Source organism: Achromobacter pulmonis, from assembly GCF_902859765.1.
GTDB classification, from domain to species: Bacteria; Pseudomonadota; Gammaproteobacteria; order Burkholderiales; family Burkholderiaceae_B; genus Achromobacter; species Achromobacter pulmonis.
Genome location: NZ_CADIJV010000010.1, coordinates 45880 through 60851 on the forward strand (window position 1 = coordinate 45880; position 14972 = coordinate 60851).

At 67.1% G+C, this 14972-nt stretch carries 14 protein-coding genes; 7 read left to right on the top strand and 7 right to left on the bottom strand.

The genetic code is table 11. The annotated features are described in order from the left end of the window. Positions 1-34 precede the first annotated feature (34 nt). The 7 genes from HV701_RS10785 to HV701_RS10815 all read left to right on the top strand — a co-directional run bounded on the left by HV701_RS10785 (position 35) and on the right by HV701_RS10815 (position 7083). Entirely contained in the window at positions 35-712 is a 678-nt protein-coding gene (locus tag HV701_RS10785) for an energy-coupling factor ABC transporter ATP-binding protein (RefSeq protein WP_175133056.1), read from the top strand. Continuing rightward, positions 709-1305, top strand: a complete 597-nt coding sequence (locus tag HV701_RS10790) for an energy-coupling factor transporter transmembrane component T family protein (protein ID WP_175133057.1) — start codon at positions 709-711, stop codon at positions 1303-1305. The genes HV701_RS10785 and HV701_RS10790 overlap by 4 nt, the downstream gene beginning before the upstream one ends. Before the next feature lie 53 nt (positions 1306-1358). Continuing rightward, a complete protein-coding gene (locus HV701_RS10795; RefSeq protein WP_175133058.1) occupies positions 1359-1916 on the top strand; it encodes a biotin transporter BioY in 558 nt (185 codons plus the stop codon). A 231-nt stretch (positions 1917-2147) separates the two neighbouring features. Further along, positions 2148-3311 (top strand): ABC transporter substrate-binding protein, encoded by a 1164-nt coding sequence (locus tag HV701_RS10800; RefSeq protein ID WP_175133059.1) that lies wholly within the window; start codon positions 2148-2150, stop codon positions 3309-3311. Positions 3312-3440: 129 nt separating this feature from the next. Next, positions 3441-4478: a branched-chain amino acid ABC transporter permease gene (locus tag HV701_RS10805; protein ID WP_175133060.1), complete on the top strand. Its 1038-nt coding sequence runs from the start codon at positions 3441-3443 to the stop codon at positions 4476-4478. 5 nt (positions 4479-4483) lie between these two features. Then, entirely contained in the window at positions 4484-6322 is a 1839-nt protein-coding gene (locus tag HV701_RS10810) for a branched-chain amino acid ABC transporter ATP-binding protein/permease (protein WP_175133061.1), read from the top strand. Beyond that, entirely contained in the window at positions 6319-7083 is a 765-nt protein-coding gene (locus tag HV701_RS10815; protein WP_175133062.1) for an ABC transporter ATP-binding protein, read from the top strand. Before HV701_RS10810 ends, HV701_RS10815 begins: the two co-directional genes overlap by 4 nt. Before the next feature lie 22 nt (positions 7084-7105). Here the strand turns inward: HV701_RS10815 and HV701_RS10820 are convergent, their stop codons facing one another. The 7 genes from HV701_RS10820 to HV701_RS10850 form a co-directional block, all read right to left on the bottom strand. Further along, entirely contained in the window at positions 7106-7528 is a 423-nt protein-coding gene (locus HV701_RS10820; protein WP_175133063.1) for an ASCH domain-containing protein, read from the bottom strand. Next, entirely contained in the window at positions 7510-9660 is a 2151-nt protein-coding gene (locus tag HV701_RS10825; protein ID WP_175133064.1) for a phosphocholine-specific phospholipase C, read from the bottom strand. Before HV701_RS10825 ends, HV701_RS10820 begins: the two co-directional genes overlap by 19 nt. A gap of 67 nt (positions 9661-9727) precedes the next feature. Continuing rightward, entirely contained in the window at positions 9728-10570 is an 843-nt protein-coding gene (locus HV701_RS10830; RefSeq protein ID WP_175133065.1) for a branched-chain amino acid aminotransferase, read from the bottom strand. Between the two features lie 77 nt (positions 10571-10647). Continuing rightward, positions 10648-11667 carry an ABC transporter substrate-binding protein gene (locus HV701_RS10835; protein WP_175133066.1) on the bottom strand — a complete coding sequence of 340 codons (1020 nt, stop codon included), beginning with the start codon at positions 11665-11667 and terminating at the stop codon, positions 10648-10650. A 122-nt stretch (positions 11668-11789) separates the two neighbouring features. Then, positions 11790-12776, bottom strand: a complete 987-nt coding sequence (locus HV701_RS10840; protein WP_175133067.1) for a branched-chain amino acid ABC transporter permease — start codon at positions 12774-12776, stop codon at positions 11790-11792. Then, entirely contained in the window at positions 12773-13660 is an 888-nt protein-coding gene (locus HV701_RS10845; RefSeq protein ID WP_175133068.1) for a branched-chain amino acid ABC transporter permease, read from the bottom strand. The genes HV701_RS10840 and HV701_RS10845 overlap by 4 nt, the downstream gene beginning before the upstream one ends. A gap of 97 nt (positions 13661-13757) precedes the next feature. After that, positions 13758-14972 carry an ABC transporter substrate-binding protein gene (locus HV701_RS10850; RefSeq protein WP_175133069.1) on the bottom strand — a complete coding sequence of 405 codons (1215 nt, stop codon included), beginning with the start codon at positions 14970-14972 and terminating at the stop codon, positions 13758-13760.

Here is a 14972-nt window from a genome sequence, read left to right on the forward strand (position 1 = left end):
GATGCCCGAAATGGTTCGGGCATAATTCCGCCCCATGTTAATCGAGTTTGACCAGGCGATTGTATCGACGCCCCAGGCGGAAGTGTTGCGCGGGGTGAGCCTGGCGCTGGGCGGGCGCCGGGTCGGCATCGTCGGCCCCAACGGCGCGGGCAAGAGCACGCTGGCGCGGCTGGTCAACGGGTTGGTGCTGCCGACCTCGGGCAGTGTGCGGGTCGGTGGCCTGGATACCCGGCATGAATTGAAGGCGGTGCGCCGCCAGGTCGGCTTCGTGTTCCAGAACCCCGAGAACCAGATCGTCTTCCCGATCGTGCGCGAGGATCTGGCATTCGGCCTGAAGCACCTGGAGCCCGACCGCGCGCAACGCGAGGCCCGCATCGAGGCTGAGTTGGCCGCGCTGGGCGTGGCCCACCTGGCCGATCGCACCAGCCACACGCTTTCCGGCGGCGAGCGCCAGTTGGTGGCGCTGGCGGCGGTGCTGGTGATGCGCCCCGGGCTGGTGGTGTTCGACGAGCCCACCACCCAGCTGGACCTGCGCAACCGCAACCGGGTGCGCGACGCCATCGCCGCCCTGCCGCAGGACGCCATCGTGGTCAGCCACGACCTGGCATTGCTGGAGGATTTCGAGCGGGTGCTGGTGGTCCAGGACGGGGCCATCGCCGCCGACGACACGCCGGCCGCCGCGCTGCGCTGGTACCGGGACCACTGCGCGTGATCGAGCCCCTATATATTCCCGGCGACTCGGCGCTGCACCGGCTGCCCGCCGGCCTGAAGCTGCTGGCGCTGGCCGGGGCCGGCGCCGGGCTGTTCCTGCTGCGCGATCCGCTTGTGCTGGCGGGCGCCTGCCTGGTCGCCGGCCTGTTGCTGTGGTGCGCCGGCGCGTCGCCCGGCGGTGTCTGGCGCCAGGTGCGCGGCCTGGTCTGGGTGCTGCTGGCGGTCGCTGCGTTCACCGCCTGGTTTCAGGGCTGGCGCGAGGCGCTGGCGGTAGTCTTGCGCATCGCCGCGATGGTCGGGCTGGCGCTGGCGGTGACGCTGTCGAGCCGCAGTTCCGACCTGATCGCCGTGTGCGAGCGGGTGCTGATGCCGTTGCAGCGCATCGGCCTGCTGGACGCGGGCAAGGTGGCGCTGGCGCTGGCGCTGGCCTTGCGCTTCGTGCCCGAGATCTGGCGCAATTTCCATGAGATCCGCGAGGCCCAGGCGGCGCGCGGCCTGGGCGCCAACCCGGTGGCGCTGATCGTGCCGTTGGTGGTGCTGACCCTGAAGCGGGCGCAGGAAGTGGCCGAGGCCATCGACGCCCGCAGCCCGTAGTTTCCCGGCCGGCTCCGATCCCCGGTCTCTCTACATATAGAAAGGGCATTGCAATGAAATCCAACAATACTGTGCTGGTGGCGCTGTTCGCTGCGCTGATCGTGGTGCTGAGCCTGATTCCGCCGATTCCGCTGCCGGGTATCCCGGTGCCGGTCACGTTGCAGACGCTGGGGGCCATGCTGGCCGGCGCCATGCTGGGGCCGGGACGCGGCGCGCTGGCCTGCCTGCTGTACCTGGCGCTGGCGGCGATCGGCCTGCCGGTGCTGCCGGGGGGGCGTGGCGGCCTGGGGGCGTTCTTCGGCCCGACCGGTGGATTCCTGGCCGGGCTGGTGGTCGGCGCGTTCGTCACCGGTTGGCTGGCACGGCGTCTGGCGGGCGCGGCGGCCGGCTTTGGCCGCCAACTGGCCGGCAGTGCCGCCGCCTGCATCGTGGGCGGCATCCTGGTGGTCTACGCCTGCGGGGTGCCGTGGCTGGCCGTAGTCACCAAGATGGGGCTGTCCAAGGCCGCGCTCGCGGTGCTGGTGTTCGTGCCAGGCGACCTGATCAAGGCGCTGCTGGCGGCTTGGGTGGCAACGCGTGTCGAGCGGGTCTGGCCCATGCGTGGCCGTTGAGCCGGGCAAGGGAATCCCCCAACTGACGCCCGCCGGGCTTTCAAGTACAAGTTCGCCATTAACGAATGCGTTTGCTGAAATAGGGTTTCCGTAGCACATCAGGGATTTACCGTAGTTGTGCCAGGTCATCTGATACTGTTTTAACCCTATAATATTTTTTTCTGTATAACTTTAACTAGGCTCGCTTCCGCCTCGTCCGGGGCATCCAAGAGCCACCACAGGAGACAAAACATGCGCAAGCACTTCGGCTTGACCGCGGCCGCCGCCGCCGTTGCCCTGACCCTGCCGCTGCTGGCCAGTGCCCAGGTCAAGGTGGGTGTGACGGTGTCCAGCACCGGCCCCGCCGCATCGCTCGGCATCCCCGAGCGCAACACCGTCGCGCTGTTGCCCAAGGAAGTGGCCGGCCAGAAGATCGAATGGATCGTCCTGGACGACGCCACCGACACGACGCAAGCCGTCAAGAATTCGCGCAAGCTGGCGACGGACGACAAGGTCGATGTGCTGATCGGCACCTCGGTCACGCCGGGCTCGCTGGCCATGGTGGACGTGGCGGCCGAAGCCAAGGTGCCGATGATCAGCGTGGCCGCGAGCGCCAAGATCGTCGAACCCGTGGACGAGAAGCGCCGCTGGGTCTTCAAGACGCCGCAGAACGACGCCCTGATGGCCGGCGCGCTGGCCGACGCCATGGCCAAGTCCAAGATCAAGACGCTGGGCTTCATCGGTTTTGCCGACGCCTACGGCGACGGCTGGCTGGACGTGATGCAGAAGGCCGCCAAGGCCAAGGGCATCGAGATCGTCTCCATCGAGAAATACAGCCGCACCGACACCAGCGTGACGGGCCAGGTGCTCAAGCTGATCGGCGCCAAGCCGGACGCCATCCTGATCGCCGGCGCCGGCACCCCGTCGGCCCTGCCGCAGAAGGAACTGAAGGCCCGCAACTACGGCGGCACCATCTACCAGACCCACGGCGCCGCCAACAACGACGTGCTGCGCGTGTGCGGCAAGGACTGCGACGGCATGTACCTGCCGGCCGGTCCGCTGCTGGTCGCGGCCCAGTTGCCCGACAGCAATCCGGTCAAGAAGTCGGCCCTGGCCTACGTTGCGACCTACGAAAAGGCCAATGGCGCCGGATCGACCAACACCTTCGGCGGCCACATGTGGGATGCCGGCCAGCTGGTGGTGGCCGCCTTGCCGGTAGCCTTGAAGACCGGCGCCAAGCCCGGCACGCCGGAGTTCCGCGCCGCCATGCGCGACGCCCTGGAAAACATCAAGGACCTGGCCGCCTCGCAGGGCGTGTTCAACATGTCGCCGACCGACCACGCCGGCTTTGACGAACGCTCGCGCGTCATCGTCAAGGTCGAGGGCGGCAAGTGGGTCTACCAGCCCAACCTGTAATTCCCCTGGATTGCCCGATCCACGGGCGCCCATGAGGGCGCCCCATGCTTCGCACCGGCCTTTCCGGCCGGTGTGTCGTATCAGTGTTCCGGGCGGGGTCGGAACACCAAGAATCAATAAGGTTGTTAGATGGATTCCTCAATTGCGCTGATTCTGCTGCAAGACGGTATCGTCAACGGCGCCATCTATGCCCTGTTGGGCATGGCGCTGGTGCTGGTATTCGCCGTTACGCGCGTCATTTTCATTCCCCAGGGCGAGTTCGTGGCGTTCGGCGCCCTGACGCTCGCGATGCTGGTGGACGGCAAGGTGCCCGGCACCGCCTATCTCCTGCCGCTGCTGGGCGTGGTCTGCCTGGCGCTCGAATTGCTGCGCGCGCTGCGGACCCGCAGCGCGGCAGGCCTGCTCAAAGCCGTGTTGACCTGTCTCGTGGTGCCGCTGGCGCTGCTGTGGCTGACGGTCACCTACACCGCCGCCGGCAATTCGCTGTGGCTCAACATGCTGCTGACGCTGCTGCTGGTGATTCCGATGGGCCCGATGGTCTACCGCATCGTCTACCAGCCGCTGGCCGAGGCCACGGTGCTGGTGCTGCTGATCGTGTCGGTGGCGGTGCACTTCGCGCTGACCGGCCTGGCCCTGGTGTTCTTCGGCGCCGAAGGCTGGCGCACGCCCGCGTTCGTGAGCGGTCAGGTCAACCTGGGTTTCACCACCTGGTCGGCGCAGAGCCTGTTCGTGGTGGCGACCTGCGCGCTGCTGATCATCGCGTTGTGGCTGTTCTTCGGCAAGACGCTTTATGGCCGCGCGCTGCGCGCCACGGCGGTCAACCGCCGCGGGGCCCGCCTGGTCGGCATCAGCACCACCATGTCGGGCAGCCTGACCTTCACGTTGGCTACCGCCATCGGCGCCATGTCCGGCATGCTGATCGCGCCCATCACCACGGTCTACTACGACACCGGCTTCCTGATCGGCCTGAAGGGCTTCGTCGGCGCCATCATCGGCGGCCTGGCCAGCTACCCCGTGGCGGCGGCCGGCTCGCTGCTGGTGGGCGTGCTGGAATCGTTCTCGTCCTTCTGGGCCAGCGCCTACAAGGAAGTGATCGTCTTCACCCTGATTATCCCGGTTCTGGTCTGGCGTTCGTTCAGCACCCATCACGTGGACGAAGAGGAGTAACCGCCATGAACCGTATTCTGCTTGCCGTCTTCATCGTCGTCCTGGCGGGGCTGCCGCTGCTGTCGGTCACGCCCGAGTTCTGGGTGACGCAATTGAATTACATCGGGCTGGCCAGCCTGGTGGTGCTGGGGCTGGTGCTGCTGACCGGTGTCGGCGGCCTGACCTCGTTCGGCCAGGCCGCGTTTGTCGGCCTGGGCGCGTACACCACGGCCTACCTGACCACGCAGCACGATGTCTCGCCCTGGCTGGCGCTGCCTGCCGGCCTGGTCCTGACCGCGGTGGTGGCCTATCTGTTGGGCGCGATCACGCTGCGGCTGTCGGGCCATTACCTGCCGCTGGGCACCATTGCCTGGGGCCTGTCGCTATATTTCCTGTTCGGCAATCTCGACTGGCTGGGCAAGCATGACGGCATTGCCGGCATCGAGCCCATCAGCATCTTCGGCGTGTCATTGGCCAGCGGCCGCCACATCTATTACCTGATATGGGTGTTCGTGCTGCTGGCGCTGTGGGCGACGCGCAACCTGCTGAATTCGCGTCCCGGCCGCGCCATCCGCGCCCTCAAGAGCGGCGCCGGCATGGCCGAGTCGATGGGCGTGAACACGGCCGCCTACAAGGTCGTGATCTTCGTCTGGGCGGCCTTGCTCGCCTGCGTGTCGGGCTGGCTCTATGCCCACATGCAGCGCGCGGTCAGCCCCAGCCCTTTCGGCCTGAACTATGGCATCGAATACCTGTTCATGGCCGTGGTCGGCGGCGCGGGCTACGTCTGGGGCGCGTTGCTCGGTTCCAGCGTCATCCTGGTGCTGAAGGACCAATTGCAGAACCTGCTGCCCAAGCTGCTGGACACCAACGCCAACTTCGAGATGATTGTCTTCGGCGTGCTGTTGATCCTGATGCTGCAGTATGCCCGCAACGGCCTCTGGCCGATCCTGGCGGGCTGGTGGGGCAACCTTACCGGCGCTGAGGGCTCGCGCCGCAACCTGGCGCCGCCCAAGCCGGCGCCGGCCCTGCCGCTGCGCGCGCGTCCGCAGGCCGGGCAGGTGGTGCTGGAAGTGGACGCCATCCGCAAGGAATTCGGCGGCCTGGTGGCGGTCAACGACATCAGCTTCAAGGTCCGCTCGGGCGAGATCATGGGCTTGATCGGTCCCAACGGCGCCGGCAAGAGCACCACGTTCAACCTGATCAGCGGCGTGCTGCCGGTGACGCGCGGCCAGGTCACGTTCATGGGCCAGCGGATCGACAGCCGGTCGGCGCGCGAGATCGCGCGGCTGGGCGTGGGGCGCACCTTCCAGCACGTGCAGTTGCTGCCCGGCATGACCGTGCTGGAGAACGTGGCGCTGGGCGCGCACCTGCGCTCCGATGTCGGGGTCTGGGCCGGCGCCCTGCACACGGACCGCGGCCGTGAAGCGCAACTGCTGCATGAGGCCGCCGAGCAGATCAAGCGGGTCGGCCTGGGGGAATACCTCTACGAGCAGGCGGGCAACCTGGCGCTGGGCCAGCAACGCATTCTGGAAATCGCGCGGGCCCTGGCCAGCGACCCGGTGCTGCTGCTGCTGGACGAGCCGGCCGCCGGCCTGCGCTACAAGGAAAAGCAAGACCTGGCCCGCGTGCTGGAACAACTGCGCGCCGAGGGCATGAGCATTCTGCTGGTTGAACACGACATGGATTTTGTGATGCGCCTGACCAACCACCTGGTGGTGATGGATTTCGGCACCAAGCTGGCCGAAGGCGTGCCGGCCGAGGTGCAACAGAACCCGGCGGTGCTGGAAGCCTACCTGGGCGGCATTGACGACGACCTGCCGGAAGCAGACCAGGCCAAGCCCGTCGCCACGGGAGGCGTGCAATGAACGCGTCCAAACCTGTTCTCGAAGTCAGCAACCTGTCGGCCCGCTACGGCAAGGTCGGCGCGCTGGCCGGCGCCACGCTGACCGTGCCCGCTGGCAGCATTGTGACTGTGATCGGCGCCAACGGCGCCGGCAAGTCCACCATGCTGAACGCCATAATGGGCTCCCTGCCGCAGACCGGTCACGCGACCGGCAGTGTGCAGTACGCCGGCACCGATGTGTCGGGCTGGCCGGTCGAGCGCCGGGTCGCCGCCGGTATGTCGCTGGTGCCCGAACGGCGCGAGCTGTTCGGCAGCATGTCGGTGGAAGACAACCTGCTGCTGGGCGGTTTCCGCCGTTACCGCGCCCGTGAAAGCGGCTGGCGCGACACGCTTGATGAGGTCTTCGACCTGTTCCCGCGTCTGCGCGAACGCCGCGCCCAGCAGGCCGGCACGCTGTCGGGCGGCGAGCGCCAGATGCTGGCGGTCGGCCGCGCGCTGATGGCCAAGCCGGCGCTGCTGATGCTGGATGAGCCCAGCCTGGGACTGGCGCCGCGCATCGTGCGGGAGATTTTCCACATCATCGCGCGCCTGCGTGAAACCGGTGTGGCGATCCTGCTGGTGGAACAGAACGCCCGCGCGGCGTTGCAGGTGGCCGACTATGGCTACGTGCTGGAAACCGGCGAGGTCATCCTGCATGGCCCGGCGCGCGAGCTGGCCGGCGATCCCAAGGTGATCGAGAGCTATCTCGGCCTGGGCAAGGCTGCCGAGCAGGCCGAGGCCTGATGCCGATGGCGAGGCGGACGCGTCAGTCCGCCTCGCGTTCGAACACCTCGACCACGCGGAAGCGTTCGCACACCAGCAACATGCCAGGCGCGTAGCCGCCGTTGCGGTCGAAATAGGCGATGTGCTCCGATCGCCACACCTCGTAGGGCCCTTCGCCCTCGGCCGTGGCAAAGGCCTCGTCCACGTCGTCGAAACGCTGGATCACGACGCTGAGCGTCTCGATGGCGCAGGCCGGACGGCCACGGCCGTCCAACACCACGTCGCGTCGACCCGGTTCGGGCACGGGTTCCTTCTCGTCGAAGTCGCGCAGCGCGCCGCAAGTGGCGGTCTTGGCGCCCGACAATACCAACGCCAGCAGTTCATCGGCCAGTTCGGGCGAATCGCCGAACCGGAAGGTCACGGCGTTTTCGTAGGGGGCGGGTGGTTTCAGGCGGGCGGCGTCCATCGCAGGATCAATTCCTGGCCCATCGCGGGGTCGGAGGAGGACGGCGCGCCGGTCTCGATGCGCCCGGCGAAGCGGCGGATGAAGCCGGGCGCGTCGTCGGCGCGCACGCTGAAATCGTACCAGCCGCCGCTGGCGGCCAGGTTCCAGGCCAGGGTGGCGCCGACGCCAGGCGCCAGCGCCGGTTCGTGGTGGCCGGCGTAGTGGTAGGCGTTGGCCTCGATCTGGAAGCCGCGTGACAACGCGCCAGGGTTGTGCAGCTTCAGGCGCAATGTCGGTCCGGCAGGATCGCAGATGGCTTCGACCGACAGCGGCTCGGCATCCGCATGCAGCCGTCCCGCCACATGGCGATGAAAACCGTTGGGGCCGAGCAGCCACAGATCGTAGCGGCCATCGTTGCCCATCACCGGCCAGCTGGCTTGCAGTTGTTTGCCGGCCTCGATGGTGTAGCGGCGCGGGCCTTGCTCCAGGCGCAGGCGGTCGTATACGTGCAGCACGGCGCCGGCGGCGCCGGTGTTGGACATGTGCAATACGATGCCTTCGTTGCCGACGTCGGCCCGCGCCGACAGCGCGTAGGGTAGCGCGCGCGAAGGCCGGGTGCCGGCCGCCTGCCGCGCCAGCGCAGGCCGTTCGGGCGCGGGCGGGGTGATGGCGCCGGGCAACGCGGCGGCCTGTGCCGCGCGCGCGGCGGTGGCCGGCAGGGCGCGTGTCAAATTGGCGTCATCGGGCGTGGCGAAATCGAAGATCGAGGTCAGGTCGCCGCAGACCGCGCGGCGCCACGGCGAGATGTTGGGTTCGGCAACGCCGAAGCGGCGTTCGACGAAGCGCAGCACCGAGGTGTGGTCGAACACTTCCGAATTGACCCAGCCGCCCTTGGTCCAGGGCGACAGCACGTACATGGGCACACGTGGTCCCAACCCGTAGACGCCGTGCAGGTGCGCGGCCGTATCGTCCTTCTCGGCGCCGGTGACAATCTCGTGGTATTCGCCGGCGGTATCCACGGTGGACGCGCCTGCCAACTGGCCATCGTGGCCGCGCGAGGGCGGGGCGGGCGGCGGCATGTGATCGAAGAAGCCGTCGTTTTCGTCGAACATCAGCAGCAGGACGGTCCTGCTCCAGACCTCGGGATTGGCAGTCAGCGCATCCAGCACCTGCGCAGTGTAGTCCGCGCCCTGCGCCGGGCTGGAGGGGCTGGGATGTTCGGAGCCGGCCTTGGTGGCGCAGATCCAGGACACCTGCGGCAGCGTGCCGTCAAGCACGTCCTGGCGCAGCCCGTCCAGGCCGCGGGTGGTCAGCGCCTTGTCCTTGAGCGCGGCCAGCGCGCCCGGCACGCCGTGAAAGGCGTCACGATAGGCTTTGAAGCCGGCGGTCGGATTGAGCGAATAGTTATCCGCCATGTCCTGGTAGATGCGCCAGCGGATGCCGGCGCGTTCCAGGCGTTCGGGATAGGTGGTCCAGGTGTAGGCGCCGGCCGGATCGCCGCCGCCCAGTTTGTTGTAGGTGTTGCCGAGCGCGGGGCCGTGGCCGCGCGCCAGGCCATCGTTGGTGCCGCTCCAGAGGAACAGGCGGTTGGTGTTGGTGCCGCCGGTGAACGAGCAATGGTAGGCGTCGCACACCGTGAAGGCACGCGCCATGGCGTACTGGAACGGCATGTCCGCTTCGGTGTAGTAGGCCATCGAGTGGTTTTTCTTGGCGGCCGGCCATTGGCCCATGCGGCCCGCGTCCCAGGCGTCCTGGGCGTTGGACCAGGTGTGCGGGGTGCTGGCCACGCGCATCGCCTGGTAGGCCGCGCGGGTGTCCAGCCGGAACGGCAGCACGCTGCGCGGTGCGCCTTCGTCGGGGCGGCCGTTGTATTGCGCCCAGACCGTGCGGCGTTCGAAATCGGGGCTGGCCGGCGCCGGGATGGGGAAACGGTCGCCGAAGCCGCGTACCCCGGCCAGGCCGCCGAAGTAGTGGTCGAAGGAACGGTTTTCCTGCATGAAGATGACGATGTGCTCGACATCCTCGATGGTGCCGGTGCGGCGGCTGGCGGGAATCGCCAAGGCGCGGCGGATTGACGCGGGCAGCAGCGCCAGGGCGCTGCCGGCGCCGGCGACCGCGGCGCCACCGCGCAGGAACTCGCGTCGGGAATGCATGCTGGGCGTGTCCTTGTCGTGCGGCGCGGCCCCCGGGGCCGCGCGTTCCATGCGCCGCGCGGGGCGCCTACTTGCGGGTGCTTTCGGCGTAGTCCATGTACAGCTTGTGGGCGCGGCGCGCCAGCGGGCCGTATTCCAGGTTGCGGTCTTCGACGCGGTTCACGTGCACCACCTTGCCGTAGTTGCCGGACGAGAACACTTCGTCGGCGGCCTCGATGTCGGCGCGCGTCAGGCTGCGTTCCTGAACCTGCACGCCGTCGGCCTTGAGCAGCGCCAGCACGCGGCGGCGGGTGATGCCGTTCAGGAAGGTGCCATTGTCCACCGGGGTCGAGACCACGCCGTCCTTGGCGATCCAAAGGTTGCTGGAGGCGAACTCGGCAACGTTGCCAGCGCCGTCCAGCATGATGGCGTTGTCAAAGCCCTTGTCCATCGCCTCGCGGATGGCGCGCTGGCCGTTGGGGTACAGGCACGAAGCCTTGGCGTCGGTCGGCGCCATGTTGGGCCAGGAGCGCGCGAAGCTGGAGAAGCAGGCGGCAAAGCCCTGGTCGCCCGGCATCGGCACCTTGAAGACGTGCAGCACGAACTGGGTCTTGTCGGCATCCGGCAGCAGGAAGCCGTCGGCGCAGAAGAACATCGGCTTGATGTAGAGTTCGCTGCCCTCAGGGAACTTGGCCACCGCCTCCAGGCACAGCGCCTGGATTTCCTGCCAGCCCAGCTGCGGCTTCATCAGCATCTTCTCGGCCGAGCGCACCACGCGCTGGCAGTGCAGGTCCAGGTCGGGCGTCAGGCCGCGGAACGCGCGCGCGCCGTCGAAGACCATGCTGGCCATCCAGAAGGCGTGGTCGGCGGGGCCGAGCAGTTTGGGGTTTTCGGTGGTCCAGTGACCGTTGTGCCAGAACAAGGCATCCATGATGGCTTTCCTTCGGGAGTATCGGGTGGGCGCGAGAGCGGCGCCGAAACGTCAGGATACATGAGGCGCGGGCCGGGTCACTCCCGATCCAGCGCCGCCTGCACCCGTGTGGCGACGTCGTCCGGCATCCATTGACGCCAGACCGGGCCATATTGCTTGAGGAAGTAGCGGGCTGCATCCTCGGGTTCCTTGCCTTCGTTCTCGAGCCAGCCGAGCGTGGCGTCGATGGCATCGCCAGGGATGGTGAGCCGGGCCAGGAAGGCGGTCAGTTGCGGCGCGTCCTTGGCGAAGGCGGTGTTCACGCCGGTGACCACTGGATTGGGCTTGAATGCGGTGGCGACCGGATGGGCGCATTTGGGGTCGGTCAGGCAGGTATAGGCAGCCTGGTCGAACGCCGGCAGTTCCAGCTTGACCAGGTCGAGCGCGCCAACCAGCGCGGTCGGGGTCCAGTAGTAGAAGACGATGTCGCGCTGGCGTCTGTAGGCGGACAGGATGGCGGCCTTCTGCGCCGCGCCGGAGCCGGGCGCGAACAGGCTGTAGTCGCGTTCCAGCCCCAGGGCGCGCAGCAGATTGTCGTTGAGCGTGCCGCAGGCCCAGCCCGCCGGGCAACCGTAGATGCGGCCACGGCCCGGGTCCTCGGGGTCGGCGAAAACGTGCTTGAAACGCGCCAGGTCCGCGGCGGTCTTCAGGTCCGGATGGCGTTGCACGGTGTAGCGCGGCACGTACCAGCCTTCGCCGGCATCGTAGACGTGGCCCAGACCCTGCACGCGGCCACTGGCCAGGGCCTTGTTCCAGGCAACTTCGATCTGGCCGGGCCAGACTTCGGGCGTGACGTCGACGTCGCCGCGCTGCAGCGCGGCCAGCATGGGCAGGGTCTCGCCGATCTCGACGCTGGTCTTGCAGCCGTAGCCGTGTTCCATCACGTAGCGTTCGATGCCGGCCAGCACCAGGTTCGATTCCCAGTTCAGGCCGCTGAAGCGCACCGGGCGGTCGATTTCACAGACCGGCTTGGCGGCCTGGGCGGCCGTGGGCGCGAACAGGAGGGCGGACAGCGCCAGGACGCCATGGATGGCGGCAGACAAGGGCTTGATGCGCATGGTGGAGCACCTTTCGGATTGCGTGCCGTTCATTGTAAAGGCGCGGCGCGGGCGCGCCATGAGAACAGGGCCGCATCGCGCGGCCCTGTGGGATCGGGAGGAGGGCGGCGCCGGGCCGCGCCTCAGACGCGCGCGGTGGCGCGCCGTTTCTCGACCAGCGCGCTGATCTCGCCGACGATGCCGCGACGGAACGCCAGCACGCAGATGACGAAGATCAGGCCGATCACGATCGTGACCGATTCGCCCAGGCGCAGGAACCAGTCCACGCCGGTCAGGTTGGCCAACATCTGGCCGAAGTCGCCGACCTTGTTTTCCAGCAGCACCACGATGAAGGCGCCCAGGATCGGCCCGGTCAGCGTGCCGAGGCCGCCGATCAGCGTCATCAGGATCACCAGGCCCGACATCTGCCAGGTGGCGTCCGACAGCGTGGCCGACACGAACACCAGCGTCTTGGTGGCGCCGGCCAGGCCGGCGATGGCGGCCGAGAGCACGAATGCCAGCAGCTTGAAGCGGTCCACGTCGTAACCGAGCGAGATCGCGCGCGGTTCGTTTTCGCGCAGCGCCTGCAGCACTTGGCCGAACGGCGAATTCACCGTGCGCCAGATGATGAAGTAGCCGATCACGAACACACCCATCACCAGGTAATACAGGTTCAGGTCGTCGGACAGGTCGACGATGCCCAGCAGGGTGCCGCGCGGCACGCTCTGCAGGCCGTCCTCGCCGCCGGTGAAATGGGCCTGCAGGAAGAAGAAGAACACCATCTGCGCCAGCGCCAGCGTGATCATGGCGAAGTAGATGCCGCTGCGGCGGATCGCCAGCGCGCCCATCGCCAGGCCCAGCAGCGCGGCCACCGCGACGCCGAACAACAGGCCGATCTCGGTCGGCACGCCCCAGACCTTGAGCGCGTGGCCCGCCGCATAGGCGGCGCTGCCCAGGAAGGCCGCGTGGCCGAACGACAGCAGGCCGGTGAAGCCCAGCAGCAGGTTGAAGGCGCAGGCGAACAGGGCATAGCACATGATCTTCATGACGAAGATCGGATACACCCCGAGGAAGGGAAGGATGGCCACCACGACGGCCAGGACCGCATAGCCCAGGAATTGACGATTCATTTCTCTTTTCCGAACAGCCCGGCCGGGCGGAGCAACAGGACAATGGCCATGATGATGAAGACGACCGTGCTGGACGCCTCGGGCCAGAACACTTTGGTCAGGCCCTCGATCACGCCCAGGCCCAGCCCGGTGACAATGGCGCCCATGATCGAGCCCATGCCGCCGATCACGACCACGGCGAACACCACGATGATGAGGTTGGATCCCATCAGCGGCGAGATCTGCAGCACCGGCGCCGCCAGCACGCCGGCAAAACCCGCCAGCGCCACGCCGAAGCCGTAGGTCAGCGTGATCATCCGCGGCACGTTGACACCGAAGGCCTCGACCAGCTTGGGGTTCTCGGTGCCGGCGCGCAGCAAGGCGCCGAGCCGGGTGCGCTCGATCACGAACCAGGTCGACATGCAGACGATCACCGATGCCACCACGACCCAGCCGCGGTAATTGGGCAGCACCATGAAGCCCAGGTTGGTGGCGCCGCGCAGGGCATCCGGCGTGGGGTACGGTTGGCCGGACACGCCATAGAAACTGCGGAACAATCCTTCGATCAGCAGTGTCAGGCCGAAAGTCAGCAGCAGTCCGTAAAGATGATCGAGCTTGTACAGATGCTTGAGCAGCAGCTTCTCGATGACGATGCCGAACAGGCCGACCACGATCGGCGCCAGGATCAGCATGATCCAGTAGTTCAACCCCAGGTACGACAGCCCCATCCAGGCGACGAACGCGCCCAGCATGTAGAGTGCGCCGTGCGCGAAGTTGATGACGTTCAGCAGTCCGAAGATAACGGCCAGGCCGAGCGACAGCATGGCATAGAAGGAACCATTGACCAGTCCCAGCAGCAACTGGCCGAACAAGGCCTGTATGGGGATGCCGAAAATATCAGTCATCTTGTAAAAATCCTGCGCGTACGAAGGGAAGCGGGCAAATTCGAGAGGCGACCCGGCCGCGCGGGCCAGGTCGCATCAAGGGTCGCATCGACGGGAATTACTTCTTGACCAGTTTGCAGGTCGACTCGGACAGCTTGGTGTAGACCTCGTCGCCCGGCAGCGTGGCGACGACCTTGTAGTAGTCCCACGGTGCCTTGGATTCGGCCGGCGTCTTCACCTGCATCAGGTACATGTCATGGATCATGCGGCCGTCTTCGCGCACATAGCCGCCCTGGGTGAAGAAGTCGTTGATCTTGTTCGACTTCATCCACTTCATGAGGGTGTCGGCATCGTCGGTGCCGGTGGCCTTCACGCCATTCAGGTAGAACGTGACCGAGGAATAATCGCCCGCCTGCAGCATGGACGGCTTGCGGCCGGCCTTGGCTTCGAACTTCTTGGACCAGGCACGCGAGGCGTCGGATTGATCCCAGTACCAGCCGTCGGTCAGGTACATGCCCTTGGTGGCTTCCAGGCCAAGCGAGTGGATGTCGTTGATGAACACCAGCAGACCCGCCATCTTCATCGTCTTGGTGACGCCGAACTCGTTGGCCGCCTTGATCGAATTGATGGTGTCGCCGCCGGCATTGGCCAGGCCCAGGATCTGCGCCTTGGAGGCTTGCGCCTGCAGCAGGAACGAGGAGAAGTCGGAGGCGCCCAGCGGCGCGCGCACCTGGCCCTTGATCTCGCCGCCGGCGGCCTTGACCACCTCCATCGTGTCGCGCTCGAGCGCGTGGCCGAAGGCGTAGTCCGCGGTCAGGAAGAACCAGCTCTTGCCGCCGTCCTTGACCACCGCCGAGCCGGTGCCGCGCGCCAGCGCCACGGTATCGTAGGCATAGTGCACGGTGTAGGGCGTGCATTGGGCGTTGGTCAGGTCGGAAGCGCCGGCGCCGATGGCGATGAAGGGCTTCTTCTTTTCCGCCGCCACGGCGGCCATGGCCAGGCTGGTGGCCGAGTTGGTGCCGCCGATGATCACGTCGACCTTCTGTTGGTCGAACCATTCGCGGGCGCGGGCCGACGCCACGTCGGCCTTGTTCTGGTGGTCCGCCGACAGCACTTCGATTTTCTTGCCGTTGACCGAGCCGCCGAAATCCTCGACCGCCATGCGAATGGCTTCCAGGCCGGCCTTGCCGTCGATGTCGGAATAGACGCCGGACATGTCGGTGATGAATCCGATGCGGATGACATCGTCGGAGATTCCTTGTGCCTGGGCGGTTGCCCCGGCGAATCCCAGGCCTGCCATGGCCAGTGCAGCAGTGATGGTGTGCAGCTTCAT

Coding starts and splice junctions, on each gene's coding strand:
- HV701_RS10785 (WP_175133056.1), top strand. CDS start 35: ATGTTAATCGAGTTTGACCAGGCGATTGTATCGACGCCCCAGGCGGAA.
- HV701_RS10795 (WP_175133058.1), top strand. CDS start 1,359: ATGAAATCCAACAATACTGTGCTGGTGGCGCTGTTCGCTGCGCTGATC.
- HV701_RS10800 (WP_175133059.1), top strand. CDS start 2,148: ATGCGCAAGCACTTCGGCTTGACCGCGGCCGCCGCCGCCGTTGCCCTG.
- HV701_RS10805 (WP_175133060.1), top strand. CDS start 3,441: ATGGATTCCTCAATTGCGCTGATTCTGCTGCAAGACGGTATCGTCAAC.
- HV701_RS10810 (WP_175133061.1), top strand. CDS start 4,484: ATGAACCGTATTCTGCTTGCCGTCTTCATCGTCGTCCTGGCGGGGCTG.
- HV701_RS10815 (WP_175133062.1), top strand. CDS start 6,319: ATGAACGCGTCCAAACCTGTTCTCGAAGTCAGCAACCTGTCGGCCCGC.
- HV701_RS10820 (WP_175133063.1), bottom strand. CDS start 7,528: ATGGACGCCGCCCGCCTGAAACCACCCGCCCCCTACGAAAACGCCGTG.
- HV701_RS10825 (WP_175133064.1), bottom strand. CDS start 9,660: ATGCATTCCCGACGCGAGTTCCTGCGCGGTGGCGCCGCGGTCGCCGGC.
- HV701_RS10830 (WP_175133065.1), bottom strand. CDS start 10,570: ATGGATGCCTTGTTCTGGCACAACGGTCACTGGACCACCGAAAACCCC.
- HV701_RS10835 (WP_175133066.1), bottom strand. CDS start 11,667: ATGCGCATCAAGCCCTTGTCTGCCGCCATCCATGGCGTCCTGGCGCTG.
- HV701_RS10840 (WP_175133067.1), bottom strand. CDS start 12,776: ATGAATCGTCAATTCCTGGGCTATGCGGTCCTGGCCGTCGTGGTGGCC.
- HV701_RS10845 (WP_175133068.1), bottom strand. CDS start 13,660: ATGACTGATATTTTCGGCATCCCCATACAGGCCTTGTTCGGCCAGTTG.
- HV701_RS10850 (WP_175133069.1), bottom strand. CDS start 14,972: ATGAAGCTGCACACCATCACTGCTGCACTGGCCATGGCAGGCCTGGGA.